This window comes from Variovorax sp. KK3 (assembly GCF_001984055.1).
Taxonomy (GTDB): Bacteria; Pseudomonadota; Gammaproteobacteria; order Burkholderiales; family Burkholderiaceae_C; genus Variovorax.
Genome location: NZ_LYVO01000092.1, coordinates 1 through 24,380, shown reverse-complemented (window position 1 = coordinate 24,380; position 24,380 = coordinate 1). Strand labels below are relative to the sequence as shown.

At 67.6% G+C, this 24,380-nt stretch carries 24 protein-coding genes and 1 riboswitch; of the genes, 11 read left to right on the top strand and 13 right to left on the bottom strand.

Translation table 11 applies throughout. The features are described 5' to 3' along the window. The 5 genes from B0W80_RS29675 to B0W80_RS29655 form a co-directional block, all read right to left on the bottom strand. Positions 1 to 325 (bottom strand): ATP-binding cassette domain-containing protein (locus B0W80_RS29675; RefSeq protein ID WP_179107052.1); only part of this gene is annotated, 325 nt, incomplete at its 3' end. Continuing rightward, positions 322 to 1,329: an iron ABC transporter permease gene (locus tag B0W80_RS29670; RefSeq protein ID WP_077002750.1), complete on the bottom strand. Its 1,008-nt coding sequence runs from the start codon at positions 1,327 to 1,329 to the stop codon at positions 322 to 324. The genes B0W80_RS29670 and B0W80_RS29675, both read right to left, overlap by 4 nt. Further along, on the bottom strand, positions 1,326 to 2,189 hold the full coding sequence (locus B0W80_RS29665; RefSeq protein WP_077002749.1) for an ABC transporter substrate-binding protein: 864 nt from the start codon (positions 2,187 to 2,189) through the stop codon (positions 1,326 to 1,328). Before B0W80_RS29665 ends, B0W80_RS29670 begins: the two co-directional genes overlap by 4 nt. Beyond that, positions 2,186 to 2,782 carry a bifunctional adenosylcobinamide kinase/adenosylcobinamide-phosphate guanylyltransferase gene (cobU, locus tag B0W80_RS29660; RefSeq protein WP_083745708.1) on the bottom strand — a complete coding sequence of 199 codons (597 nt, stop codon included), beginning with the start codon at positions 2,780 to 2,782 and terminating at the stop codon, positions 2,186 to 2,188. The genes B0W80_RS29665 and cobU overlap by 4 nt, the downstream gene beginning before the upstream one ends. Further along, complete coding sequence (locus B0W80_RS29655) at positions 2,764 to 4,581, bottom strand: TonB-dependent receptor domain-containing protein (RefSeq protein WP_083745707.1); 1,818 nt, start codon at positions 4,579 to 4,581, stop codon at positions 2,764 to 2,766. Before B0W80_RS29655 ends, cobU begins: the two co-directional genes overlap by 19 nt. 143 nt (positions 4,582 to 4,724) lie before the next feature. Beyond that, positions 4,725 to 4,962, bottom strand: a riboswitch (cobalamin riboswitch). 32 nt (positions 4,963 to 4,994) lie between these two features. On the opposite strand from B0W80_RS29655, the gene B0W80_RS29650 reads away from it, so the two are divergent. From B0W80_RS29650 to B0W80_RS29635, 4 genes are all read left to right on the top strand, one after another. After that, entirely contained in the window at positions 4,995 to 5,222 is a 228-nt protein-coding gene (locus B0W80_RS29650) for a DUF904 domain-containing protein (protein ID WP_077002748.1), read from the top strand. Further along, entirely contained in the window at positions 5,219 to 5,578 is a 360-nt protein-coding gene (locus B0W80_RS29645; RefSeq protein ID WP_077002747.1) for a cell division protein ZapA, read from the top strand. The genes B0W80_RS29650 and B0W80_RS29645 overlap by 4 nt, the downstream gene beginning before the upstream one ends. A gap of 315 nt (positions 5,579 to 5,893) precedes the next feature. After that, the gene (locus B0W80_RS29640; RefSeq protein WP_077002746.1) at positions 5,894 to 6,709 is read left to right on the top strand and encodes a sulfite exporter TauE/SafE family protein; all 816 of its coding nucleotides are present in this window, start codon (positions 5,894 to 5,896) and stop codon (positions 6,707 to 6,709) included. Positions 6,710 to 6,828: 119 nt separating this feature from the next. After that, positions 6,829 to 7,254: a universal stress protein gene (locus B0W80_RS29635; protein ID WP_077002745.1), complete on the top strand. Its 426-nt coding sequence runs from the start codon at positions 6,829 to 6,831 to the stop codon at positions 7,252 to 7,254. 30 nt (positions 7,255 to 7,284) lie between these two features. On the opposite strand, the gene B0W80_RS29630 is transcribed toward B0W80_RS29635, so the two are convergent. Then, positions 7,285 to 8,271, bottom strand: a complete 987-nt coding sequence (locus tag B0W80_RS29630; protein ID WP_077002751.1) for a helix-turn-helix domain-containing protein — start codon at positions 8,269 to 8,271, stop codon at positions 7,285 to 7,287. A gap of 162 nt (positions 8,272 to 8,433) precedes the next feature. On the opposite strand from B0W80_RS29630, the gene B0W80_RS29625 reads away from it, so the two are divergent. From B0W80_RS29625 to B0W80_RS29610, 4 genes are all read left to right on the top strand, one after another. Next, on the top strand, positions 8,434 to 9,483 hold the full coding sequence (locus B0W80_RS29625) for a carbon-nitrogen hydrolase family protein (RefSeq protein ID WP_077002744.1): 1,050 nt from the start codon (positions 8,434 to 8,436) through the stop codon (positions 9,481 to 9,483). A 16-nt stretch (positions 9,484 to 9,499) separates the two neighbouring features. Further along, positions 9,500 to 10,558, top strand: coding sequence for a phenylacetaldoxime dehydratase family protein (locus B0W80_RS29620; protein WP_077002743.1), 1,059 nt, complete (start codon positions 9,500 to 9,502; stop codon positions 10,556 to 10,558). Positions 10,559 to 10,691: 133 nt separating this feature from the next. Beyond that, positions 10,692 to 11,138, top strand: a complete 447-nt coding sequence (locus tag B0W80_RS29615; protein WP_077002742.1) for a MarR family winged helix-turn-helix transcriptional regulator — start codon at positions 10,692 to 10,694, stop codon at positions 11,136 to 11,138. Between the two features lie 193 nt (positions 11,139 to 11,331). Beyond that, positions 11,332 to 11,772: a tautomerase family protein gene (locus B0W80_RS29610; protein ID WP_077002741.1), complete on the top strand. Its 441-nt coding sequence runs from the start codon at positions 11,332 to 11,334 to the stop codon at positions 11,770 to 11,772. 99 nt (positions 11,773 to 11,871) lie between these two features. Here B0W80_RS29610 and B0W80_RS29605 read toward each other — a convergent pair whose 3' ends face one another. The 5 genes from B0W80_RS29605 to B0W80_RS29585 all read right to left on the bottom strand — a co-directional run bounded on the left by B0W80_RS29605 (position 11,872) and on the right by B0W80_RS29585 (position 17,410). Beyond that, on the bottom strand, positions 11,872 to 13,410 hold the full coding sequence (locus tag B0W80_RS29605; RefSeq protein WP_077002740.1) for a malonyl-CoA synthase: 1,539 nt from the start codon (positions 13,408 to 13,410) through the stop codon (positions 11,872 to 11,874). Positions 13,411 to 13,420: 10 nt separating this feature from the next. Beyond that, positions 13,421 to 14,182, bottom strand: a complete 762-nt coding sequence (locus B0W80_RS29600; protein WP_077002739.1) for an enoyl-CoA hydratase/isomerase family protein — start codon at positions 14,180 to 14,182, stop codon at positions 13,421 to 13,423. Beyond that, on the bottom strand, positions 14,179 to 15,171 hold the full coding sequence (locus B0W80_RS29595; protein ID WP_077002738.1) for a tripartite tricarboxylate transporter substrate binding protein: 993 nt from the start codon (positions 15,169 to 15,171) through the stop codon (positions 14,179 to 14,181). Before B0W80_RS29595 ends, B0W80_RS29600 begins: the two co-directional genes overlap by 4 nt. 80 nt (positions 15,172 to 15,251) lie before the next feature. After that, positions 15,252 to 16,742, bottom strand: a complete 1,491-nt coding sequence (locus B0W80_RS29590; protein WP_143684832.1) for a malonyl-CoA decarboxylase — start codon at positions 16,740 to 16,742, stop codon at positions 15,252 to 15,254. Beyond that, positions 16,742 to 17,410 carry a GntR family transcriptional regulator gene (locus B0W80_RS29585; RefSeq protein ID WP_077002736.1) on the bottom strand — a complete coding sequence of 223 codons (669 nt, stop codon included), beginning with the start codon at positions 17,408 to 17,410 and terminating at the stop codon, positions 16,742 to 16,744. Before B0W80_RS29585 ends, B0W80_RS29590 begins: the two co-directional genes overlap by 1 nt. A 153-nt stretch (positions 17,411 to 17,563) precedes the next feature. On the opposite strand from B0W80_RS29585, the gene B0W80_RS29580 reads away from it, so the two are divergent. Both B0W80_RS29580 and B0W80_RS29575 read left to right on the top strand, forming a co-directional pair. Beyond that, positions 17,564 to 18,736 carry a hypothetical protein gene (locus B0W80_RS29580; RefSeq protein ID WP_077002735.1) on the top strand — a complete coding sequence of 391 codons (1,173 nt, stop codon included), beginning with the start codon at positions 17,564 to 17,566 and terminating at the stop codon, positions 18,734 to 18,736. Between the two features lie 236 nt (positions 18,737 to 18,972). After that, positions 18,973 to 20,166, top strand: a complete 1,194-nt coding sequence (locus B0W80_RS29575; protein ID WP_143684831.1) for a hypothetical protein — start codon at positions 18,973 to 18,975, stop codon at positions 20,164 to 20,166. Positions 20,167 to 20,456: 290 nt separating this feature from the next. Here the strand turns inward: B0W80_RS29575 and lgt are convergent, their stop codons facing one another. Together lgt and B0W80_RS29565 are read right to left on the bottom strand one after the other, a co-directional pair. After that, entirely contained in the window at positions 20,457 to 21,290 is an 834-nt protein-coding gene (gene lgt / locus B0W80_RS29570) for a prolipoprotein diacylglyceryl transferase (protein ID WP_077002733.1), read from the bottom strand. A gap of 7 nt (positions 21,291 to 21,297) precedes the next feature. Beyond that, positions 21,298 to 22,242 carry a LysR family transcriptional regulator gene (locus tag B0W80_RS29565; RefSeq protein ID WP_077002732.1) on the bottom strand — a complete coding sequence of 315 codons (945 nt, stop codon included), beginning with the start codon at positions 22,240 to 22,242 and terminating at the stop codon, positions 21,298 to 21,300. Between the two features lie 97 nt (positions 22,243 to 22,339). On the opposite strand from B0W80_RS29565, the gene ilvD reads away from it, so the two are divergent. Further along, positions 22,340 to 24,034, top strand: coding sequence for a dihydroxy-acid dehydratase (gene ilvD / locus B0W80_RS29560; RefSeq protein ID WP_077002731.1), 1,695 nt, complete (start codon positions 22,340 to 22,342; stop codon positions 24,032 to 24,034). Positions 24,035 to 24,380: the final 346 nt, after the last annotated feature.

The window sequence follows — 24,380 nt, the reverse complement described above, 5'->3', positions numbered from 1 at the left end:
GCATGGCGACGTCGTAGACGATCAGGTCGTCGGCACTGCCCTCGCCCGCCCCGCCCTGCCCCAGCCACGAAAGCCGCCGCGCCCTGGCGCGTGCGCCCAGTGCCGCCAGCGGCTGCCCGTGCAGCTGCACGTCTCCGCGATGCGGCAACAAGCCGGCCAGCGCCTTCAGCAGCGTGGACTTGCCGGCACCGTTGGGGCCGACGATGCTGGTCCACTGCCCCGCGGCCAGCGCGAGGTCGATGCCGTGCAGCACCTCGGTGCCACCGAGCGCCGCCCTGACCTGCCGCGCCTCGAGCGCGACTCCTTGCAGCAGCGTCCGCGTCATCGAAAGCCTCCGCGCCCGCTGCGCCGATGCATGAGCCACAGCAGGTAGCTGCCGCCGAGCACCGCCGTGAGCACGCCCACGGGCAGCTCCTGCGGCGCGATCAGCCAGCGCGCCAGCAGGTCGGCCGACATCAGCAGCAGCCCACCCATGCCGGCCGACAGCAGGATCAACCGCGCATGGGTGGTCTTCACCGCCGAGCGCACCAGGTGCGGCGCGGCCAGGCCGACGAAGGCGATCAGCCCGGTCTGCGCGACCGCGGCGCCGGTGGCCAGCGCCAGCACGGCCACCAGCGCGGCGCGCATGGCGGGCAGCGGCAGGCCCAGGCTGCTGGCGGTGGCCTCGCCGAGCGCCAGGCCGTCCAGCACCGGCGCCAGCATCCAGGCCAGCAGCAGGCAGGCGGCGCCTAGCGCACCCATCACCACACATGCACTCCAGCCCACCAGGCCGGTGCTGCCGAGGATGAAGCCCTGCAGCGCCTGCAGGATGTCGGCCGAGGCGATGGAGATCAGGTCTTTGACGGCGCCCAGCACCACGCCGACGATCACGCCGGCCAGCAGCAGGCGAAGCGTCTGCTGCACGCCGCGTGCGAGCACCAGGGTCAGCATCACCGCCGCCACGGCGCCGACGAACGCGGCACCGGTCAGGCCCAGGCGCACCACCCACTCGGTGCTGGTGGCGGAGACGCCGAACAGCGTGAGCGCAATGGCCACGCCGAGCGAGGCGCCCGAGGCGCTGCCCAAAAGATAAGGATCGGCGAGCGGATTGCGGAATAGACCCTGCGCCACCGCACCGGCCAGCCCGAGCAAGGCGCCGGCCAGCCAGGCGCCCAGCGTGCGCGGCAAGCGGATGTCCCGCACGATCTGCCAGGCGACCGGGTCGCTGCCGGCGGCCAGCACGCTGTCGAAGCCCGTGCTGCCGACGCCGGCGCCCAGCAGCAGCCCGCCGCCACTCAGCAACAGCAGCGCCAGGCCCAGCGCGAGCGCGCGTCGATGCTCGCTCTTCAACCGGTGCCTCCGCGTGCCTTCTGCTGCAGGCAGCGCACCATCAGCTGGGCGGCCTCGCCCATGCGCGGGCCGGGGCGCACCAGCACGTCGGCTTCGTCGGCGGAGAAACGGCAGACGCGCCCCTCGCGCACGGCGCGGATGCCGGACCAGCCCGGGCGCTGCTCGAGGCCCTGCGCGCTGCGCACGCTGACCATGATCAGGTCGGGATCGGCCCGCACCACGAACTCGGGGTTGAGCTTGGGAAAGGGGCCCATCGACGCCGGCACGATGTTCTTCACGCGGAGCCGAGTGAGCGTTTCGCCGATGAAGGAGCTTTCGCCGGCCGCATAGACCGCGTTGTTGATCTCGAAGTAGACGCGGTTGCGTGCGACGGACGCCGGCAGCGACTGGGCCGCCGCGGCCACGCTGGCATCGATGGTGCGCCAGACGCGCTGCGCGTCCTGCGTGCCGAGCACCTGGCCCAGCGCGTCGAGCACGCGCCGCACGTCGGCATGGTTCTTGGGCTCGAGTACCAGCACCTTGAGGCCCAGCGTCTCCAGGCGCTGCGTGACACGGGACGAGCGCGCGAGCAGCACCACGTCGGGCTTCAGCGCGACGATGGCTTCCACGTTCGGGTCGATGCCGCCGCCCATCTGCGGCAGCGCGCGCACGGCATCGGGCCAGTTCGAATAGCGGTCGACGCCGACCAGCCGGTCGCAGGCGCCGAGCGTGCAGACCGACTCGGTCAACGAGGGCAGCAGCGTCACGATCCGCTGCGGAGGCCGCGGCAGTTCGACCTGCACGCCGCGCTCGTCGGACACGGTGTAGGCCTGGGCGGCAAGGGCCAGCGCGGCCAGCAGGCCGGCGAGCAGGCGCTTCATGAGGGTTCCTTCAAGGAAAGCGGGAGTCCGGCGGCCATCAGCGTCACGCGATCGCACGCGGCGGCAACGGCCTGGTTCAGGCGGCCCTGCGCATCGACGAAGGCGCGCACCTCGCGACCCATCGGGATCACGCCGAGGCCGATCTCGTTGCTCACGAGCACCACGGGGCCGTGGGCGTCGTGCAGGGCGTGGAGCAGTGCGGACTGCGCGGTGTCGAGGTCGTGCGGCGCGGTATCGACATCGACAACGGCGTCCGCCGGCATCAATAGCTGCGTCAGCCACAGCGTGAGGCAATCGACTAGCACCAGGGTGCCAGGCTCGCTGTGCCGGGCCAGCGCAGCGCCCAGGTGCAGGCTCTCCTCCACCGTCGCCAGCGCCGGCACGCGCTGCGCGCGGTCGGCACGGTGGCGCGCGATGCGCTCGCGCATTTCGTCGTCGTGCGCGGTGGCGGTGGCGATGAGCACGGCCCTGTGCGTCGGCGAGCGCGCCAGCCACTCGGCCGCGCGCTGCTCCGCCCGCCGCGACTTGCCGCTGCGCTGGCCGCCGAGAATCAGCTCGCGGCGGGCATCGGGCTTCAGGACTTCGGTTGCCAACGCAGGGTCAGGTAGAGGGATCGTCCGCGCTGGTTGTAGCCGTACGCGGTCTCGTAGCTTACGTCGTTGAGGTTGGTGAGGCGGGCCTGCACCGACCAGTCCTTCGCGACCTGGTACTCGCCGTACAGGTCGACTGTGGTGTAGCTGCCGAGTCGCAACGTGTTGGCCGTGTCGTCGAAGCGGCGTCCCACGTGCAGCGCCGAAGCGCCGAACTTCCACGGGCCCACGCCGTAGTCGACGCCGACCGAGGCGTGGTTCTTGGCGCGCCGCGGCAGCTGCCGGCCGGTGCCTTCGTTGCGCGGGTCGAGCGAATCGACCGAGGCGCGCAGTGTCCAGGGGCCGAACTGGCCGTCGTAGCCCAGCGTCCAGCCCTCGATGCGGGCCCGCGGGATGTTCTCGGGCCGCGTGGTGTTGGTGATGAAGCCGCGGATCTTGTTGTCGTAGCGCACCAGCTTCACACTGTGGCCGCCCTCGCTCCAGGTGATGCCCACGTCGGTGTTCTTGCCCTCTTCGGGCTGCAGCGCGTCGTTGCCGAAGTTGGGAAAGTACAGCTGGTTGAACGACGGCGCCACGAAGCTGGTGCCGTGCGACACGTTGACGCGCCAGGCGGGCGTGATGCGGTAGCCGTAGCCGGCGAACCAGGTGTTGTTGCTGCCGAACTGCGAGTTGTGGTCGTAGCGCGTGTTGAGCTGCCAGGTGTGGTTGCCGGCGTTGCCGTTGAGCCCGACGAAGGCCGAGTCGATGTCGCGCTTGTTGACGGTGTAGCGGGTGTCGCTCTTCACGTCCTGCACGCGGCGCTCCAGCCCGGCGACGACGGTGCCGATCGGCGTCGCGATGTCGTTCTGCCAGAGGTACTGGTCCTGCGTGGTTTCGAACAGGCCGGGCAGGTTGAAGCTGCTGGCCACGATGTTGCGCGTGTAGTCGGTGCTCTGGGCGTAGCGCAGCTGGGTGTTCCAGTTCGGCAGGATCTTGCCGCTCGCGCCGATGTAGGCGAGCCGCGTGCGCAAGATGCCGCGCGTATCGCGGCCCGGGCCGTCGTCGTAGTGGTTCAGGCCTTCGGCGTACAGCAGGCCCGAATCGATCTTCCAGTCGGGGTTGATCTGATAGCCCAGCGAGGCATTGAGTGCGCTCTGGAGGAAGGGGTCGCGGTCGGCGTTGAAGTTGCCGAACTGGACGCGGCGGTTGGTGGCCGAGAAGCCCTTGTCGATGGTGCGCGACGCGTTGAGCGCATAGGTCAACGGGCCCGATGCGCCGGTGAAGCCACCGGTGATCTGCTTGTAGCCTTCACTACCGATGGTGGTGGAGGCGCGGGGCATGAAGATGCTTTCGCCCGGCTGCGCCTTGCGCGTGAAGATCTGCACCACGCCGCCGACGCCTTCGCTGCCGTAGAGCGCCGAGGCCGGGCCCTTGACGACCTCGATGCGCTCGATCATGTCGACGGGAATGTTGTCCCACACCGGCGTGCCGAGCGTCGCGGAGCCATAGCGCACGCCGTCGATCAGCAGGATGGTGTGGCGCGCCTCGGCACCGCGGATGAAGACATTGCTCGCCTTGCCCGGGCCGCCGTTGGACGAGATCTGCACGCCGGCCACGCGCTGCAGGATCTCGGGCAGCGTGCGGTTGGCGAGCTGATCGATCTGTGCCCGGTCGATGACCACGGTGTCGGACACGAGTTCGTCGGCGCGGGTCGGGGTGCGGTTGGCTGTCACCACCGTTTCGGGCAGTGCCTGGGCGCTTTGCGCGAAGGACAGAGTGGGCAGGCAGGCCAGCCCGCCCAGGGCCGCGGCGATCGAGAACATCAAGGGACGCGGGCACGGCAAGGCGCGGCCGGCAGCGGGCGCAGGAGAAACGCAGGTAGTCATCATGGAACCAGAAGGTCAATGTCCGCCGCCGGCTTCCCCGCCGGCGATTGGACCTCATGGCGCATCGCCTGCTTGCGCAGGCGACACGCCGCCTCGTTGGCCGGTATCCGGGCTGGCAGCACGTCCCTCGACGCCTTCCCAGGCGCCTGTTTCAGGGTGCCCAGTGGCTGCTTGACGAGGGTGGCACACGAGGTGCCGGCTGCTTGACCGTTGCGGGGGCAGCGCAGGCTGGCTGGGCCCGATGGGCTTCGACTCCTGCTTCCCGTTGAACTGCGCCGCGTGAACAGCGGCGCGAGCACCAACGGCGCGGATTGTAAGCCGGGGCCATACCGAAACTACAATCGCGACCCATGCCCGCACCCAGTCGCATTGACCAGATCGCCGAACGTGTCGAGCGCCTGCTCGTACGCCACGAGGAAGTGCAGCGCACCAACGCGTTGCTGCAAGACCAGGTGAATGCACTCACGCGCGAGCGCGACGCGCTCAAGTCACGTCTGGCTGCGGCACGCACCCGGCTCGATGCGCTGCTCGAGCAGCTGCCGGCCGACCCATCCCAAGACGCCTCCACGCCCCGATGAAGCAAATCGAAGTCCAGATCATGGGCCAGAGCTACCTGCTCGGCTGCCCCGAAGGCGGCGAGCCTCAACTGCGCGAAGCGGTCGAACGCGTCGACGCCGCCATGTGCAAGATCCGCGATGCGGGCAAGGTGAAGGCCCGGGACCGCATCGCGGTGCTGGCCTCGCTCAACCTCGCCTTCGACCTGGCGCAGCGCGAGGCGTCGCTGGCGAGCTTCCAGGCCGCCCCACCAGCGCCCGTTGCCGCGCCCATGCCCGTGCCCGCATCGAATGCAGGCGACGAGGCCGACGATGCCCGTGCCGCGCACTTGCTGCAGCGGCTCGACCAAGCACTGGCCGGCGACGGTCACCTGCTCTGAAGACGAGCGCGAAGCCCGGTGCACTTATTCGCAGCTTCTTGTCTGTCAAGTCTTCCGGGATTGCCCGGCAGGCGTAAAATCGAGCGGGTCTGCGGTGCTGGTCGGGCTTTAATTTCCTTGAACCAATGCTCTTTGGAGCAGGGCTTGGTATATCGCCTGGCAGGTGTGATCATCTCGCGTCAGATGAACCCGAAGCCTCGCTGCCCTCGCCCACCTGAACCCCGGTTCAGGACGCGAGTCCGGCCCCACTCGCAGACACCTATTGCACGCCACGGCCCCGCTCTCGGGGCCGTTGCTTTTTCCCGAGAGCCCTGAATGATGATCGACCCCTTGCTGGTCGCCGAACTCGCCCTGCTTGGCGTCGGCACCGGTTTTCTTGCCGGCCTGCTGGGCATCGGCGGCGGCATGCTGATGGTGCCTTTCATCACGATCATCCTGGGGCACCGCGGGGCGTCGTCCGACCTGGCCGTGAAGATGGCCATTGCGACTTCGATGGCCACCATCATCTTCACGTCGCTCTCGAGCGTGCGCGCGCACCACAAGCGCGGCGCGGTGCGCTGGGACATCGTCAAGCGCCTGGCGCCCGGCATCGTCATCGGCAGCCTGGTGGGCAGCCTCGGCGTGTTCGCGCTGCTCAAGGGCCAGGTGCTGGCGATCTTCTTCGCGCTGTTCGTGGGCTTCTCGGCCACGCAGATGTTCCGCAACAAGAAACCCGAGCCTTCGCGCCAGATGCCCGGCACCGCCGGCCAGCTCGCGGCCGGCGGCTCGATCGGCTTCATCTCGGGGCTGGTGGGCGCGGGCGGCGGCTTCATCAGCGTGCCCTTCATGACCTGGTGCAACGTCGCCATCCACAACGCGGTGGCCACCAGCGCCGCGCTCGGCTTTCCGATCGCCGTGGCGAACGTGGCCGGCTACGTGGCGGCGGGCCGCTCGGTGCAGGGCCTGCCCGATGCATCGGTGGGCTACATCTGGCTGCCGGCGCTGGCGGTGATCGCGGTGTGCAGCTTCCTCACCGCACCGCTCGGCGCGAAGGCGGCGCACAGCCTGCCGGTGGCGAAGCTCAAGCGCGTCTTCGCGAGCGTGCTGTACGTGCTCGCGGTCTACATGCTGTGGAAAGGCCTGCACGGCTGACGACGCCCCGAGCCGCATGGCCCGCGCGCGGCGTGGGCTTACGGCCGATCGGCACCGGCCCCGTATAAGCTCGGGTTGCGGCAGCGTCGCCGCGCTCCTGAGACACAGAGAGGCAGTGCATGAAGATCCTCATCGCCGTGGACGGCAGTCCCCATACCCGCAAGGCACTCGACTACCTGGTGACGCATCGCGCCATGTTCGTCGAGGGGAATGAACTGGTCGCGGTGTACGTGACCACCGGCGTTCCCGGCCACGTCACGCGCCACCTGAGCCGCGACTTGGTGGAGAGCTACTACACCGAGGAAGCCGCCAAGGTGGTCGAGCCGGTCAAGGCCTTCTTCGCCGAGAACAACATCAGCAACTACACCGTGGACGCACGCCACGGCCACGCGGCCGAGGAAATCCTGAAGTCCGCGAACGCGGCCGGCGTGCAGATGATCGTGATGGGCACGCACGGCCACGGCATCTTCGGCCGCGCGTTGATGGGATCGGTGGCGACCAAGGTGATTGCGGAGACCGACATCTCCGTGCTGCTCGTTCAGTAGCCCGCGCCGTCCGCGGGCACCCATCGCCCGCTAAGACGGCGCGTCGGCGGAGGTGGCGCCCTGGCTCTGCAGCCGCCACTCGCGCGGCGAGCACCCGAAGCGCTCGCGAAACGCGCGGCTGAAATGCGCCGCGTCGCTGAAGCCGCGGCCGAAGGCGATCTCGGCCACGGTGCGGCCGGCCAGCTGCGGTGTCAGCAGGTCGCGGCTGCAGGCCTCGAGCCGGCGCTCCCAGATGTACTGCGCGGGCGTGAGCGGCTCGGCCTTGAACACGCGATGGATCTGGCTCGGCGACAGGCCGAGTTCCGTCGCCAGGCTGCCGACCGACAGCGACGGGTCGGCCAGCTGCTCTTCGATGCGGCGCTTGATGCGCGCGAGATGGAAGTTCGCCAATTGGCTGAGCCCCGGTGCACGCGCAGCCGGCAGGGTCTGCAATCCTGCCACCAGGATGTTGAGCACACCATTGGCCACGGCCAGTGCCGAAGCCGGCTGCAGCGTGTCGATGTCTTCGCGCAGCGTGCGGATCATGCTGATCAGCAGGTGCCCCGCACCCTCGCGCCCCGACACGGTGGTGGCCGTGAGCGCCTGCGTGTCGCGCAGTTCGCTGCGCAGGCGTTCGCCGGGAAGCTTGAGCACGATCTGCTCGAAGTCGTCGTCGAAGAGCAGCCGATAAGGCCGGGTGCTGTCGTAGAGCGCGAAGTCGCCGACCGCCAGCAGCGCATCGCGCCCGTCCTGCCGCACCACACCACGCCCGGCCGTCTGGATGCCGACCAGGAAGTAGTCGTCGGTCGAACGGGCGATGTGGCCCGGCGTGCGCAGCACGCTCTGCGCCCCTGATCGCACCACCGACACGTCGAGGCTGGGCAAGCTGTGGCGCTGGATGCTGCCTTCGAACGCGCCGGCCGGCCGCTCGCCGCGCACCGGGTCGCAGCCGAGCTGCACGTAGACGTTGCAGATCAGGTCGGTCCAGTAGGCGAGCCGCTGTTCGCGGGAAACGGCGTCGGTGCTGAGCAGCTGCATGTGGAACCCTTCGCGGATGCAACGCAGGAACAAGAAAGCCGCGATTTCGGGGCAAGAGGATTTCTGGCCGCGAACTTACGCTGGAAGCAACCCGCATGCCACAGCGCTAACCCGATGCGCGCGGCGCGCGGCCGATTTCATCCACCGTTCCTGGAGCCCGCCATGACCCGCAAGACCCATCCCCGACTCCGCGTCGCCGCCGTGCAGGCCGCGCCCGTGTTCCTCGACCTCGACGGCACGCTCGACAAGACCATCGACCTGATGGCGCAAGCCGCCGCGCAGGGCGTGCAGCTCATCGCCTTTCCCGAGACCTGGGCGCCCGGCTACCCGTGGTGGATCTGGCTGGACTCGCCCGCCTGGGGCATGCAGTACGTGCAGCGCTACCACGACAACTCGCTGGTGGTCGGCTCGCCCGAGTTCGACCGCATCCGCGAGGCGGCGCGCAAACACAAGCTCTGGGTGTCGCTGGGCTACAGCGAGAAGGCGGCCGGCAGCCTCTACATCGCGCAGGCGCTGATCGACGACCGGGGCAACACGGTGCAGACGCGCCGCAAGCTCAAGCCCACGCACGTCGAGCGCACGGTGTTCGGCGAAGGCGACGGCTCCGACCTGGCCGTGTGCGAGACGGCGATCGGCAACGTCGGATCGCTGTCGTGCTGGGAGCACCTGCAGCCGCTGTCGAAGTACGCGATGTACGCGCAGAACGAACAGATCCACTGCGCCGCCTGGCCCAGCTTCTCGCTCTACCGCGGCGCGGCCTACGCACTGGGGCCGGAAGTCAACAACGCAGCCAGCCAGATCTATGCGGCCGAGGGCCAGTGCTTCGTGGTCGCGCCCTGCGCCACCGTGTCGAGCGCCATGACGGAGCTCCTGTGCACCGACCCGGGCAAGCAGCAGATGCTGCGGGTAGGCGGTGGTTTCGCGCGCATCTACGCGCCCGACGGCTCGCCGCTGGGCACGCCGCTGGCCGAGGACCAGGAAGGCTTGGTGGTCGCCGACATCGACCTCGGCATGATCTCGCTGGCCAAGGCGGCAGCCGACCCCAGCGGCCACTACGCACGGCCGGACGTCACGCGCCTGCTGCTCGACAAGACGCGGCGCGAGCCGGTGGTGATTCAACGGCGGGCCGGCCCGGAGGCGAGCGCGCCCGAAGCGGAGCCGACCAGCGTCGAGCCCGCAGCCGCGCCGGCGCGCGTGCCGGCGACCGCGTGATGCACGGAGACCCGCCATGGAATCCGCCATCGCCGAGCATCTGAAGTGCCCGCGCACGCGGCATCGCCGCATCGAGGACGACTACGCGCCGCCCTACCCCGCCTGGTCGGCGCGCGCCCCGCAGGCGATAGGGCAGGTGGTGATGGGCTTCTTCGGCGTGCAGTCGCGGGGGCGCGAACTGCACGGCCGCGCCTGCGCCGCGCTGATGAACATCGTTCGCGGCTTCGCGTCGCCAGACGGCCCGGGCCACCACGACCTGGCCCACCACGTCGACGCCGACGGCTACGACAACATGGTCGCGATCGCGTACTGGGACGATCCAGCGCGCTTCGAGCGCTGGTGCGCGGCGCCCGACATCGACGACTGGTGGCGCTCCGACGAACGCGTGACGGAGGGCATCGGTTACTTCCGCGAGATCGCCATGCCGCGCGTGGAGCACTACGAAACGCTGTTCAACACCCCGGACCGCGCCGAGGGCGTCGGCGTGGTGATGGGCGGCATGAGCACCGACATCCAGGAGCATGCCTACTGGGGCTCGATGCGTGACCGCATTCCGCTGTCACAGACCGATGCAATGACGCCGACGGGCACGCGCACGGTGCTCGGCGGGCGGCCGGCACCGGGCCAGCGGGTCCGCATCGGCGGCCACGAGAACGTGGCGATGATCCGCTCGGGCCAGGAATGGACCGAGACGCAGGGCCAGGAGCGCACGCTCTATCTGGAAGACATGGAGCCGGTGCTGCGCGAGGGCATGGACTTCCTGCGCGACCAGGGCCTGGGCATCGGCTGCTACAGCAACCGCTACATGCAGCACATCGATGCGGGCGGCGAGCCGCTGCAGAAGTCATTCGGCCTGAGCTTCTGGCGCTCGCTGGCCGACATGGAGCGCTGGGCCGAATCGCATCCGACGCACGTGGCGATCTTCGGCAGCTTCATGCGCTACGTGCAGGCGCTGAACTTTCAGCTGCAGCTGCGCGTGTACCACGAGGTGTCGGTGCTCAAGCCCGATGAGCAGCGCTACGAATACATCAACTGCCACCCGCGCACGGGCCTGCTGAACGGGCTGCCGGCCTGAGGACACCGCGCCAGGCGCGCTGTGTGGCAACCACGCGCCTGAGGCCCTTTCCGTTGCCGAGCGCCCGGAGACGCTGCGATAGGCGCCGTCCCGCGCGCTGGCAGGGCGCGGGCGGAGCGCTTAACATGCGTGTATGTTCACGGATTGCTACTGCACCCAGTTCCGCCGGGCCTCCCATGGGCTCACCCGCGTCTACGACGCCGCCCTGAAGCCGGTGGGCCTGCGCATCACCCAGTTCTCGCTGCTGCGCTCCCTCGGGCGACTCGGCGAAGCGACTTCGACCCAGGTGGCGGCCGAGTTGTCACTCGATCGCACCACCATCTCGCGAAACGTCAAGCTGCTGATCGACGCAGGCTGGGTGGACGTCATCGAGGACGGCAGCAGTGGAAGAGAGCGCCCGATGCGATTGAACCCTGCCGGTCAACGCAAGATCGCCGAGGCACTGCCGTACTTCAACGATGCACAGAAGATGGTCGAGCAAGGCATCGGCGCGTTCCTGAGCAGCCCCTCCGACGATCGCCTGATGCAAGCGCTGGTGAACCTGCAGCAGTTTGCCGGCGAGGCGCTCGACCCCGCCTGAAAACGCCGGGTTTACCCCTGCTTGACCACTCCCTGCCCGTCCAAATAGAGTGCATATACACGCTTAGAATGCTGACCAGCCTGACGACATCACAAGCGGCTGGGGAGTCCGGCGCCGGCGTTTTGTTGGATCTTCGACGTGCATATACACGAAAGAGGTCGTTTCCTGAACCAGCAATTTCTGGAGTCCGAACATGCCCACCTACACAGTCTTCTCCACCACCGGCACGCTGTCCAGCGAACGGAAAGCCGCGATCGCGCGGGCGGTGACCCACACTCATAGCCAGGTGACCGGGGCAAACACCTTTTTCGCCCAGGTCGTCTTTCAGGATGTACAGCCGGGCGACTGGTTCCTGGGCGGCGCACGCATGAAAGGCGACCAGATCTATCTCTGCGGGCATGCCCGCGGCGGCAGGCCCGCGGAGATGAAGAACCGCCTTGTCCTGGGCATGCGCGACGTCCTCGTGGAGCACGGCGGCGTGGCCCGCCACCAGGTCTGGGTCTACCTTGTCGAGCTGCCGCCGGCGCACATGATCGAGTACGGCTACGTACTTCCGGAGCCCGGCCAGGAGAGCGATTGGCTGGCGAACATGCCGCAACCGGACCGCGAGCGCCTGGAAGCCCTCGGCGCGTGAGGCGCTGCCCGCCCTCGTTCTTCGGTGCCATCAGCGCGCCCCGCGGGGCGCGCATGGCAGCGCTTTGCCAGAAACCGATGGCTGACGCAACGCTTCGCCTCAGTCAAACAGCCCTTTGTGCTCCTCACGCAACGCTGCCTTCTGCACCTTGCCCATCGCGTTGCGCGGCAGCTCGGGCACGACGAAGCACTGCTTGGGGATCTTGAAATTGGCGAGCCTGGACTTGAGCGCGGCAATGATGGCCTCGCCCTGCAGCGCAGCCCCCGGCTTCGCGACCACGATCGCCACGCCGACTTCGCCGAAGTCCGGGTGCGGCACGCCGACCAGCGCGCTTTCGGCCACGTCGGCCATCTCGTTGATGTAACCCTCTATCTCGGCCGGGTAGACGTTGTAGCCGCCGCTGATGATCAAGTCCTTGCTGCGGCCGACGATGGTGACGTAGCCCAGGCCGTCGATCTTGCCGACGTCGCCCGTCTTGAAGAAGCCGTCGTGGGTGAATTCTTCCTTGGTCTTTTCGGGCATGCGCCAGTAGCCGGCGAAGACGTTCGGGCCCGACACCTGGATGTGGCCGATCTCGCCGGTCGGCACGGGCTCGCCCGCGTCGTCGCGCACGCGAAGCTGCACGCCGGGCAGTGGAAAGCCGACGGTGCCGCCGCGCCGCTCGCCCTGCACCTTGCTGTAGGGGTTCGACGTGAGCATGGCCGTTTCGCTCATGCCGTAGCGCTCGAGGATGGTGTGGCCGGTGCGTTCGCGCCAGGCCTCGAAGGTTTCGAGCAGCAGCGGTGCGGAGCCGGCGATGAACAGGCGCATGCCGCTGCAGGCGTCGCGCGTGAGGCCGCGTTCGGCCAGCATGCGCACGTAGAGCGTGGGCACGCCCATGAACACGGTCGCGTCGGGCAGCCGGGCCACCACGCGCTTGGGGTCGAAGCGGTTGAGCCAGATCATGCTGCTGCCGCTGATCAGCGCGCCGTGAATGGCGACGAAGAGGCCGTGCACGTGGAAGATCGGCAGCGCGTGGATCAGCACGTCGGCGCCCGGGCGCCAGCCCCAGTAGTCCTTGAGCACCTCGGCGTTGGACTTGAGGTTGCGGTGCGTGAGCATCGCGCCCTTGCTGCGGCCGGTGGTGCCGCTGGTGTAAAGAATGGCGGCCAGGTCGTCGGGCGTCTTCTGTGCCACGCGGTGCTGGTCGCTGCACTGCGCCGCCACCTCGAGCAGGGTGCCCTTGCGGTCGTCGTCGAGCGTGAACACGTGCCGCGTGCCCGCCGCGGTGGCGATGGGCGCCACCCAGTCGGCATTGGCGCTGCTGCAGACGACCACGGCCGGCTCGGCATTGCCGATGAAGTACTCGATCTCGGCCTCGCGGTAGGCGGTGTTGAGCGGCAGGAACACGTAGCCGGCGCGCAGCGTGGCCAGGTACAGCATCATGGCCTCGACCGACTTCTCGACCTGCACCGCGATGCGGTCGCCGGCGGCCAGGCCCAGGGCGTCGAGCAGGTTGGCGATCATCGCGCTCGCGCGGTCGAGGTCCCGCCACGAGTAGTAGAGCCCGTCGTCGGTTTCGACCGCGATGGCATCGAGGTCGTGGGGGAAGGCGGCGCGCAGCGCGGCGAAGAGGTTGGCGTTGTTCGGGTCGGTCATGGCGTCGGGTTCAGAAGACGGGCGGACGCTTGGCCAGGAAGGCGGCGATGCCTTCCCGGTGCTCGGGCGAATCCGCGTAATCGTAGGCGGTGGCGAGCAGGCTTTCCACGGAAACCGCAGCCAGCGTTCGCTTGTTGGCGCGCGCGGCCTCGGGCGCCAGCGCCGCGATGCGTGCGGAATGCGCCAGCGCCTGCCCCGCAACGTCGGCATCGGGCAGCACCTGCAACAGAAAGCCGGCGTCGTACAGGCGCCGCGCGCCGTGCACGCCGGCGGCCAGCAGCATGTCGCGGGCCAGCACGTCGCCGATGGCGCCGCGCACCAGGGCGGCCTCGCGGGGCGCCATGGGGAAGCCGAGCTTGGCGATGGGGGCGCCGAACTTCGCGCCTTCGCCGGCCAGGCGGATGTCGCAGCAGCTCGCGATCTCGAGGCCGGCGCCCATGCAGGCACCCTCGATCTGCGCCACCAGCGGCAGCTCGCAGGCCCGCATGGCGGCCAGCGCGGCCCACACCTCGTTCTCGTGGAATTCGCGCAGCGAGGCCTCGTCGAAGCGGAAGCCGGGGTATTCGGAGATGTCGCCGCCGGCGCAGAACTGGCCGCCCTCCCCGCGCACGAGCACGCAGCGCAGCGCCGGGTCGGACGCGATCTGCGTGTCGAACACCGTACGCAACTCGCGCCACATGGCGCGCGACATCGCATTGAGCCGGCCCGGATAGGCCAGCGTGACCAAGGCGATGGCGCCTTCGTACGCGAGCGTGACGGCGCCCGGCCTCATTCGATCTTGGCGCCCGACGCCTTTACCACGCCGGCCCAGCGCTTGACCTCCGAGCTGACGAAGCCGCCATAGGCCGCCATGGTGAGCGTGGGTATCTCGGCGCCGTTGCTGGCCCACACGGCTTTCAACTCATCGGTGGCCAGCGATTTGCGCATGTCTTCGACGATCTTCGCTTGCGCGTCGGCCGGCGTGCCCTTGGGCGCCCACAGCCCGTACCAGGTGGTGACGGTGTAGTCGGGCAGGCCCACCTCGGTGGCGCTGGGCACGTCGGGAAAGGCGGGGTTGCGCTTGCCGCCTGCCACCATCAGCGCCTTGATGCGGCCGCCCTTGATGTGCTGAGCCGACGAGCCCAGGCCATCGAACATGCAGTCGACGTTGCCGGAGATCAGGTCCGACAGCGCGGGCCCGGCACCGCGGTACGGGATGTGGGTGATGAAGGTGTTGGTCTGCAGCTTGAACAGTTCGCCGGCCAGGTGATGCGAAGTGCCGGCGCCGGCCGAGGCGTAGTTGAGCTTGCCGGGGTTGCGCTTGGCTTCGGCGACGAAGTCCTTCAGCGTGGTCGCGCTCACGCGCCGGGGGTTGACCACCACCACCTGCGGCACGCTGGCCAGCAGCATCAGCGGCACGAAGTCCTTCTCGATGTCGTAGTCGAGCTTGGGGTAGACCGAAGGCGCGATCGCGTGGTGCACGGCGCCCATGAAGAGCGTGTAACCGTCCGCCGGCGCCTTGGCTGCGATGCTCGCGCCCAGCGTGCCGCCCGCGCCGCCGCGGTTGTCGATGACCAGCGACTGGCCCGTCGACTTGGCGAATTGGGCCGCCAGCGGGCGCGCGAACGCATCGGTGCCGCCGCCGGCCGGAAAGGGCACGATCAACGTGACCGGCTTGGACGGCCAGCCCGACTGCGCATGCGCGGGTGCGCCGAGCACGGCGGCGGCAGTGCCTGCCGCTGCAAAGCGCAGCACGTCGCGCCGCTGGAAGCCTGGGTTCATCTTTTGTCTCCTGCTGTTGGTGGGATCGAAAGCGCCGGGGCCCACGGCGCACGGGACTCGGGACACGGCCCCTCCAGGGATCAGCCCTTGAGAAAGAGATCGTCCACGTCGCCCGACACCGCCACCTTGCCCTGCGCCAGCAAGGTGCGGTGCTTGTCGAGCCGCCTGAGATCGTAGAGGTAATTGACCATCAGCCCGTAGGACTGTTTCACGCCCTTCGGCGAGGGATCGCCGGCCCAGTTGAGCCGCTCGACCCGCGCGCCGTTGCCCAGGTGAAAACGCGCCACCGGGTCGACCGGCTTGCCGTCGGCGGTGGCACGGCCCAGGTACTCGGCGGCGGCGTTCATCAGGAACTGGCGCACCGGCGACCTGGCGTCCAGCGCAGCACCCTCTTCCGCCGCGGCCAGCAGGCGCTCGGCCGTGGGCGGCAGCGAGCCGATCACACGGCCCAGGTCGGCCTGGCGCTTCTCGTCGAGGCGCGGCAGCAGCGTGTCGGCCTGCCTGGCCAGCCAGCCGCGGAAGCCCGGAATCGGCGACAGCGTCGCGAAGACCTTCAGGCGCGGCAACTCTTCCTGCAGCGTCTCGACCACCCGCTTGATCAGCGAATCGCCGAAGCTCACGCCGCGCAGGCCGTCCTGCGTGTTGCTGATCGAATAGAAGATGGCGGTGGTCGCGCGGTCGGCCTTCACCGGCTCGGCCGCTTCGTCGAGCAGCGGCACGATGCCGTCGCTGATGCGATCGACGAGCGCGACCTCGACGAAGATCAGCGGCGTGTTGGGCAGGCGCGGATGGAAGAAGCCGTAGCAGCGGCGGTCGCTGTCCAGCCGGTTCTTGACGTCGGCCCAGCTCTTGATGTCGTGCACCGCCTCGTACTGGATCAGCTTCTCGATCAGCGAGGCGGGCGAATCCCAGCTGATGCGCCGCAGGTCGAGAAAGGCCACGTCGAACCAGGTGGAGAACAGGTGCTCCAGCTCGGCGTCGAGCGGCAGCAGGCGGCGGTCGCTCTTCAGGTGCGGCAGCAGCTGGGCGCGCAGGTCGACCAGGAAGCGCATGCCGTCCGGGTCGATCGCGAAGCGCTGCAGCAGGCGAGCGCGCGGCGACACCAGCGCGCGGCGCAGGTGCACTTCGGCCTGGCCTTCGTCGGCGGTGCCCTCGGCCGCCTGGTGGCGGTCGCGTGCGCTGCTGACTTTCTTGACGTCGGGTGCGAAGCGTTCGCTCATCAGCAGCCAGATGTCGCGCCGCTCGTCGAGCTCGCGGCCGGCGTACCACTGCACCACCGCATGGGCGCGGCGCCCGGCCTCGACCTCGCTGACGCGCGGGTCGATCACCGCCTGCAGGTCGGCCAGCGCACGCCGAAGCGCACGCGGCGCCAGCGCCTCGCCATGGCGGCGCAGCGTGGCCTCGAGGCGCTCGGCGAGCGGGCGCGGGCCGGTCGTGGCCTTCGGCGCCTTCGCGGGCTTGGCGCCGTCGACGGCGGGCTTGGCGCCCGCGGCCTTGGCGTCGGCATCGGTGCCGGCACCGGGGCGCAGGCGCGAAACGTTGCGCGTGATCCATTCGGAGGCATTGGTCATCATGAGATCAGCTTCGCTTTCTGTTGCAGCGCCACGGCCCGCAGGGCCTCGCGCTGGCGGTTCAGGTGGGTGCGCATCGCGGCTTCGGCGCCGTCGCCGTCGCGCGCCTTGAGGGCGGCGAACACTGCCAGATGCTCGGACAGGCTTTGTTCGAGCCGGCCCGGCGCATGCAACTGCTGCAGGCGCGCCAGCTTGAGGATCTTTCGCAGGTCGCCGATGACCTGCGCCAGCCAGCGGTTGTCGGCCAGCATGATGATGGCCTCGTGGATGGCGTAGTTGGTGGTGTAGTACTCGTTGATGCGCTTCGCGCGCGCATGCCGCGCCAGCTTGTCGTGCAAGGCCTCGAGCGCGTCGATCTCGGCATCGCTGGCGTTGCGCGCGGCCTCCCAGGCGCAGCGGCCTTCGAGCAGCGCAATGACCGGGAAGATGTCGTCGAGGTCTTTCTGTGTGACCTCGGCCACGAAGCAGCCGCGCCGCGGCTCGTGCCGCAGCAGGCCCTCGGCCGTCAGCACCTTGAGCGCCTCGCGCAGCGGCGTGCGCGAGATCGACAGCCGCTCGCAGACCGCGGCCTCGTCGACGAAGCTGCCGGGCGCCAACGTGCCGGCAAAGATCTCTTCGCGCAGCGTGGCGGCGACTTCGTCGTGCAGGGAGTTGAGAACGACGCGCATGACGTGGTTGTAGCAGGGTTCGCGGCCGTGATTATTGGTAATTACGCGAAATTACATGAGCCAGACAAAACCAGAAAAGCGCTGGGAACGATCGGCCAGGCCTTGCCACCCACTCGAAGCCCAGATCAGCCTGCCTCATCGGCCTGCCCATACGTGCCTCAAGAACCCTGCCTGTCCGCCTACGACAAAGATGCCCCGATCGCGATGCTCGTGGGCCGCATGCAAGGCAGGACGCGAGGCGGGGCGATCGCATCGGGCCATACGGTCCGCGACCTCTGCAACGAGTCACCCGCCGGCTCCGCCACGCTGCAGACCCTTGCGGCTGAAAGCATGTGGCATGGCGAGTACGAGGCGCTCGGCCATCTTCTCGGCGGCGAAAGCGGAAGCTTGCAGGACTTCTGCATCGAGCCGCCCGGTGCGGTGACCTCTTTGGACCTGGTAAGAACCCTGGAACGAACCCTCAGGGCCATGCCGGACCGCTGCGGGATCGAGCGATTGCGCATCGCGCGCCTGACCGTCACCGCAGCGCTTGGTGTTCCGCTGTTCGAGATGCTGGCGCGCATGCCGCTGCTCCAGCGCCTGTCCTTCGAGAACACGGTCTTCGAAGAAGGCGCCTGGTCGCGCCCCTCGCTGCTGCGGCTCGAGACATTGAACGTCGTCGGCACGACCAACCCGGCGCCTCTTCTGGATGTTTTGGCGGACAAGACGCCGAACCTGCGGACGCTGCACTTCGCGCCGCATGACGGTGTAGCCGATGCGAACGCCAACAAGCGCCTCAACGAAGCGTTTCGACAATGGGAACGGCTTGAAGATCTGACTCTCGAGAATCCGGACTTGTGCGCGGTCGACTACCTGCGCAGTCGCTCGCTCAAGCGCCTTTGCCTCGAGAACAAGCGACTGCATCCTGAAGAACTCAAGTACTTGATCGCCGTGCTGCGCGGCAATCCGCAGCTGAGCTCGCTCGAACTGCGGCACTGCGCTACGGCAGGCGCCGGCGCTGACGACATGCTGCTCGGGTACCTCGTCCGGACGCCGACACTGGGCGCGCTGACTTTTGCGGACAGCACGTTCGACCCTCAACTGGCCGCGCTGACCGCCCGGCATCCAGGGCTCAAGTTCCTCAATCTCGAGGGCAACCGCATGTGCCCCGGCTCGGTCACCGCGCTGTGTGCCGGGCTGCGAAGCAACACCCAACTCGTTTCGCTGCGGCTGCCGCCACTGAGCGAAGAGCAGACGAAGCTGCTGGCCGCGACTGTCGAACGACACGCGTCGATCCGGCTTCTTTCGATTCGGGGGGTTCGGGTGAATATTCGCAGCGAAGCGTAAGCCTTTGCAGGGAATGACTGCCAGCGCTTGGAACAATTCAACCCAGCTTTTGCGGCAGGCAGCAATAACGACGCGGTGGAACCATTTCCGACAAGCCGCCACTCATGTGCTCCTCAGCATTGAAAACACAATAAGTGAGAGCCGATACATCCAGCGGAGCATACCGCCGAATCGATTCACCTTCGATCGAAAAACCCACCCCAAATTTCACGCCTGAAGACGAGTCCGCATTCAAGTTGCAGCTCATCAAAACACTGGGACCAGGAGCGCACCAAAGACGGCAAACTTTCAATGCTGCGATTACGCGATTGATGGAAGAGTCTCCGGTCACGAATTCGACATGGAATTGCCTTGTCAACGAAGGCATATGGCATGGCGAAAAAGAATTTTTAAAGGCGATTCTGGGGAATGCGCCACTGACCTCGCTCGAGATTCGTGCGGCACGTACCAAGGACTTGTTCGTGTTCGACAAAATCAGGCTGAACAACTGCTCCATCGAAACTTTGAGACTGACGGATCTCCAGTTTTCGACCGACTACAACGGCCCCGGTACGCCGCTGTTCGCGCTCATCGGTCAATTACAAAAACTCCAGACAATTTCCTTCACGAAGATTGAATTGGAGGGGGATCCTATCTATCAATGGCCTTGCAAGTGGCTACCTTCGTTGAGAAAGCTGGATATCGACAGCACGCCGAATCCGAATCCATTGCTGCATGTTCTATCAGACGCTGCAAAAAACCTGACTGAACTCAAGCTCACCATTCCGCTCGACCGCGAGGATGTTGATTACGAATTCACCATAGCCCTCGTCAACCAATTTAAATCTCTAAGTCGCCTCGAGTTGGTTGACACAGATCCATCGTTTAGAAAGCTCTACACCGACGCCATACGACAGCTCCCCGCCAGATTCAAGGAACAAAAAGAATTCGCCCCGCCGCCACTGAGTCTTTGCTTCCGAAACAAGGAGATAACCACAAAAGACTATGAAGATTTCATCGAGCTGAACGGGCAATACTCGCTCGACTCGCTCAGCTTCGACGAATGTCGCGCGAAATCAGGCGCAGGAGTCGCCGCGAGACTTTCCATCCTGGTCAAGAAGTCGTTGTCATTCTTGACTTTCGCCGGCGCTGCGCACGACGAGGACAGCCTCTCGGTCGCAGAGGTGTTGGCTTCACTTGCTGAATCCAGGCTGCAAGGGCTCGACTTGTCCAACCTCGTCATCGATGAAGTGATTTTCGAATCACTGCTCAAGGGGTTGGTCAACAACGAGAACCTCGTGGTACTGCGACTGCCTGATTGGCCTGCGAACGCCAGCGAAGCAGACAAACGGTGGAAAGCATTGGCCCGCGCGGTGAAAAACAACACCGTGCTCGAAATCCGCGTCGCCGACCAGATATGGCCGCCCCAGCTCAACCCCACAAAGGTCTGAGTCCATGTTCGCCATCCGCCATCCGCCAACTGACAAGCTGTCAAGCTCGGCCAGGCTGCGCTTTCGATCGCCAAGCACCCAAAGCTGACGGTCCTCAATCTCGACAACAACACGATCAGCCCGGATGACATCGATGCCTTGTCCACCGCGCTTCGCGCGCAGCTGGGCAGCACTACCTCCAACCTGATGGCATTGCGCCTCCCGCCGCTGCACCCTACCCACATTGCGGCACTGGCGAAGAGCCGGCACCGCGACGACTTTGGCCCGGGCGGCTGACCCGCGTTACGCGCTTACCTCGGCCGGCCTCCGGCCAAGGCCGCGGTCCGGCCCCCTGCCCTGACGTAGAGCCACAGCCCCAGCAGAACCATCGGCACGCACAGCCACTGCCCCATGCTCATGCCGAGCGCCAGCAGTCCGAGAAAGTCATCCGGCTCGCGGAAGAACTCGGCGATGAACCGCATCACGCCGTAGCCGATCAGGAACACGGCCGACACGCGGCCCTCGGGCCGGTCCTTGCGTGCATAGAGCCACAGGATGACGAACAGCAGCAAGCCTTCGAGCAGGAACTGGTAGACCTGCGACGGATGACGCGGCAGCATCGAGCCGCTTTGCGGAAACACCATGCCCCAGGGCAAGTCGGTGCTGCTGAAGCGGCCCCACAGCTCACCGTTGATGAAGTTGCCGACCCGGCCCGCGGCCAGCCCGGTGGGCACGCAGGGCGCGATGAAGTCGGTGACCTGCCAGAAGGGGCGCGCGCGGCTGCGGGCGAACCAGCCCATGGCGGCGACCACCCCGATCAGGCCGCCATGAAAGCTCATGCCGCCCTGCCAGATGAAGAAGATCTCCCACGGATGCGTCAGGTAGTGGCCGGGCTTGTAGAACAGGCAGTAGCCGAGCCGGCCGCCGACGATCACGCCCATCACGCCGAGGAAGAGGATGTCTTCGAGGTCTTTTCGGCTCCATGCGCCGGGCCCGGTGATGGAGCGGAAGGGCTCGTGCCGCAGGCGACGCGTACCGAGGAAGTAGAAGAGCGCGAAGGCGGCCAGATAGGTCAGGCCGTACCAGTGGATGGCGATCGGCCCCAGCTGCAAGGCGACGGGGTTGATCTGCGGGTACATGAGCATCGGCGGATTACACCATCCCGGCCTGCGCCTGATCGGCCACAAACCCCACGAAGCGGCGGAGTGCCGGGTTGTCGAGCCGGCTCGGCCAGACCAAGCTGGTCTCGCAGCCCGGCAAGGTCGGCGGCCGGCGACGGGCCGCTGGCGCGAACTCCGCCGCGGTGCGGTAGACGACGCCGGCCCGCCGGAACTGCGTGACGCTCTCGGGTACCCATGCCAGCCCCAGGCCGCCCCAGACGAGGTTGACGATGGTCTGCATCTGGATCGCCTCTTGCGCCACGCGCGGCGTGCGCCCGGCCGCGTGGTACAGCGCGAAGATCGCGTCGTGCAGCGAGGGCACGATGCGGCGCGGGAAGATGACCAGAGGCTCCACCAGCGCATCGGCCAGCGAAGGCCGTTCGGCCCGGGCCAGCGGATGGCGCGCAGGCAGCGCCAGCACCAGCGGCTCGTGCGACACCGGCAGGCGCTCCAGGCCGGCTGGGCCGAAGCCGGGCGAATGCAGCATGAGGCCCGCGTCGATCTCGCCGCGTTCGAAGCCGTCGAGCTGCACGTCGCCGGTCGCCTCGACCAGTTCGAGCGCAACCTCCGGGCAGCGCTGGCGGAACTCGCGCACCCAGGTCGGCAACCGCTCGAAGCCGATGGTGGAGACGAAGGCTAGGCGCACCCGGCCGACCTCGCCCGCAGCAGCGGCCTGCGCGCGCAGGGGCAGCGCCTGCGCGCGCGCGAGCAGCTCGCGCACCTCGGGCAGCAGCGCTTCGGCGGCCGGCGTGAGCGCCACGCGCCGCCGGGTGCGATCGAAGAGCAGCACGCCCAGGGTCTTTTCCAGCTGCGCGATCGCCTGCGTGACGGGCGGCTGGGTCATGTGCAGCCGTTGCGCGGCACGGCCGAAATGCAGCTCTTCGGCCACGGCAAGGAACTGGCGCCAGGCGCGCAGGTCGATCAACGTTTCTTTCATATGCCGAGCATATCAATCGGCCTTCGAATTCGGATTGGAAGCAATCAGTCAATCGTCCGATACTTGACCCTCCCGATTCCCCCACGAGCAGAGACACATGGACACCAAACCGATCCAGATCAACCGCCGCAGCGCCAACATCGTCGAGGGCAAGTCACGCGCCCCGAACCGCTCGATGTTCTACGCCATGGGCTACGAGGAAGGCGACTTCAAGAAGCCGATGGTCGGCGTGGCGAATGGCCACAGCACCATCACGCCTTGCAACTCGGGCCTGCAGAAGCTGGCCGACGCGGCCATCGCCGGCATCGAGGAAGCCGGCGGCAACGCTCAGGTCTTCGGCACGCCCACCATCTCGGACGGCATGGCGATGGGCACCGAGGGCATGAAGTATTCGCTGGTGAGCCGAGAAGTGATTTCCGACTGCATCGAGACCTGCGTCGGCGGCCAGTGGATGGACGGCGTGCTGGTGGTCGGCGGCTGCGACAAGAACATGCCGGGCGGCATGATGGGCATGCTGCGCGCCAACGTGCCGGCCATCTACGTCTACGGCGGCACCATTCTTCCGGGCCACTACAAGGGGCAGGACCTCAACATCGTCAGCGTGTTCGAAGCCGTCGGCCAGAACGCCGCGGGCAACATGAGCGACGAAGACCTGCTCGAGATCGAACGCCGCGCCATCCCCGGCACCGGCTCCTGCGGCGGCATGTACACCGCCAACACGATGAGTTCGGCCTTCGAGGCGCTGGGTATGTCCCTGCCCTACTCGTCGACCATGGCCAACCCGCACGACGAGAAGCAGAACTCGGCCAGGGAATCGGCCACGGTGCTGATCGAGGCGATCAAGAAGGACATCAAGCCGCGCGACATCGTGACCAAGAAGGCGATCGAGAACGCGGTGGCCGTGATCATGGCGACCGGCGGCTCGACCAACGCGGTGCTGCACTTCCTGGCCATCGCCCACGCGGCCGAGGTCGAATGGACGATCGACGACTTCGAGCGCATGCGCAAGAAGGTGCCGGTGATATGCGACCTGAAACCCAGCGGCAAGTACCTCGCGGTCGACCTGCACAAGGCAGGCGGCATTCCGCAAGTGATGAAGGTGCTGCTGAACGCGGGCTTGCTGCACGGCGACTGCCTCACCATCAGCGGGCAGACCATTGCCGAGGTGTTGAAGGACGTGCCCGACCAGCCGCGCGCCGACCAGGACGTGATCCGCGCCATCGACAACCCGATGTATGCCGAGGGCCACCTGGCGATCCTCAAGGGCAACCTGTCGCCCGAGGGCGCGGTGGCCAAGATCACCGGCCTCAAGAACCCGGTCATCACCGGCCCGGCGCGGGTGTTCGACGACGAACAATCGGCGCTGAAGGCGATCCTCGACGGCAAGATCAAGGCCGGCGACGTGATGGTGCTGCGCTACCTGGGCCCCAAGGGTGGGCCCGGCATGCCCGAGATGCTGGCGCCGACCGGTGCGCTGATCGGCGCCGGCCTGGGCGAAAGCGTGGGGCTGATCACCGACGGCCGCTTCTCCGGCGGCACCTGGGGCATGGTGGTGGGCCACGTGGCGCCGGAGGCCGCGGCCGGCGGCACCATCGCGTTCGTCAACGAAGGCGACTCGATCACCATCGACGCGCACGAACTCAAGCTGGAGCTCAATGTGCCCGAGGCCGAGATCGCCAAGCGCCGCGCGGGCTGGAAGGCGCCAGCGCCGCGCTACACGCGAGGAGTGCAGGCGAAGTTCGCGTTCAATGCGTCCAGCGCGAGTTCGGGGGCGGTGCTCGACAAGTTCTGAGCTTTGCGGGCTGGGATTCGGGGCGGTTGCGTTCCGGGGCGGTTGCGTTCCGGGGCGGGATCAGGCCGGCGGGGCGTACTGCTCCGTTCATGTCCCCCGGCGGCCTGCGGCCGCCTCCTCCTTTACTTCACTGCGCAGTACGCCCCACCGGCCTGATCCGGGACGCGCGTTGTGTGCGACGGGTGTGCAGCCTTCCCTCGGGCGGTGGTGTCGAGCGCGGTCGCCACGGCTGCACACCCCTATCTTGTCCAGGCCGAGGGCGGCGGGTGGCCAACGTAGCGAAGTAAAGGAGGAGGAACGGCGCAGCCGTTCCGGGGGACATGAGCGGAGTTGGCCACCCACCACC

What these genes read in the sequence shown, in the direction of transcription:
- B0W80_RS29585 (WP_077002736.1), bottom strand. Translation starts at nt 17,410, where the DNA reads ATGCGCGTCGTTCTCAACTCCCTGCACGACGAAGTCGCCGCCACGCTG.
- B0W80_RS29615 (WP_077002742.1), top strand. Translation starts at nt 10,692, where the DNA reads ATGTTCACGGATTGCTACTGCACCCAGTTCCGCCGGGCCTCCCATGGG.
- ilvD (WP_077002731.1), top strand. Translation starts at nt 22,340, where the DNA reads ATGGACACCAAACCGATCCAGATCAACCGCCGCAGCGCCAACATCGTC.
- B0W80_RS29640 (WP_077002746.1), top strand. Translation starts at nt 5,894, where the DNA reads ATGATGATCGACCCCTTGCTGGTCGCCGAACTCGCCCTGCTTGGCGTC.
- B0W80_RS29600 (WP_077002739.1), bottom strand. Translation starts at nt 14,182, where the DNA reads ATGAGGCCGGGCGCCGTCACGCTCGCGTACGAAGGCGCCATCGCCTTG.
- B0W80_RS29590 (WP_143684832.1), bottom strand. Translation starts at nt 16,742, where the DNA reads ATGACCAATGCCTCCGAATGGATCACGCGCAACGTTTCGCGCCTGCGC.
- B0W80_RS29605 (WP_077002740.1), bottom strand. Translation starts at nt 13,410, where the DNA reads ATGACCGACCCGAACAACGCCAACCTCTTCGCCGCGCTGCGCGCCGCC.
- B0W80_RS29610 (WP_077002741.1), top strand. Translation starts at nt 11,332, where the DNA reads ATGCCCACCTACACAGTCTTCTCCACCACCGGCACGCTGTCCAGCGAA.
- B0W80_RS29565 (WP_077002732.1), bottom strand. Translation starts at nt 22,242, where the DNA reads ATGAAAGAAACGTTGATCGACCTGCGCGCCTGGCGCCAGTTCCTTGCC.
- B0W80_RS29655 (WP_083745707.1), bottom strand. Translation starts at nt 4,581, where the DNA reads ATGTTCTCGATCGCCGCGGCCCTGGGCGGGCTGGCCTGCCTGCCCACT.
- B0W80_RS29650 (WP_077002748.1), top strand. Translation starts at nt 4,995, where the DNA reads ATGCCCGCACCCAGTCGCATTGACCAGATCGCCGAACGTGTCGAGCGC.
- B0W80_RS29630 (WP_077002751.1), bottom strand. Translation starts at nt 8,271, where the DNA reads ATGCAGCTGCTCAGCACCGACGCCGTTTCCCGCGAACAGCGGCTCGCC.
- B0W80_RS29620 (WP_077002743.1), top strand. Translation starts at nt 9,500, where the DNA reads ATGGAATCCGCCATCGCCGAGCATCTGAAGTGCCCGCGCACGCGGCAT.
- B0W80_RS29665 (WP_077002749.1), bottom strand. Translation starts at nt 2,189, where the DNA reads ATGAAGCGCCTGCTCGCCGGCCTGCTGGCCGCGCTGGCCCTTGCCGCC.
- B0W80_RS29645 (WP_077002747.1), top strand. Translation starts at nt 5,219, where the DNA reads ATGAAGCAAATCGAAGTCCAGATCATGGGCCAGAGCTACCTGCTCGGC.
- lgt (WP_077002733.1), bottom strand. Translation starts at nt 21,290, where the DNA reads ATGCTCATGTACCCGCAGATCAACCCCGTCGCCTTGCAGCTGGGGCCG.
- B0W80_RS29635 (WP_077002745.1), top strand. Translation starts at nt 6,829, where the DNA reads ATGAAGATCCTCATCGCCGTGGACGGCAGTCCCCATACCCGCAAGGCA.
- B0W80_RS29625 (WP_077002744.1), top strand. Translation starts at nt 8,434, where the DNA reads ATGACCCGCAAGACCCATCCCCGACTCCGCGTCGCCGCCGTGCAGGCC.
- B0W80_RS29595 (WP_077002738.1), bottom strand. Translation starts at nt 15,171, where the DNA reads ATGAACCCAGGCTTCCAGCGGCGCGACGTGCTGCGCTTTGCAGCGGCA.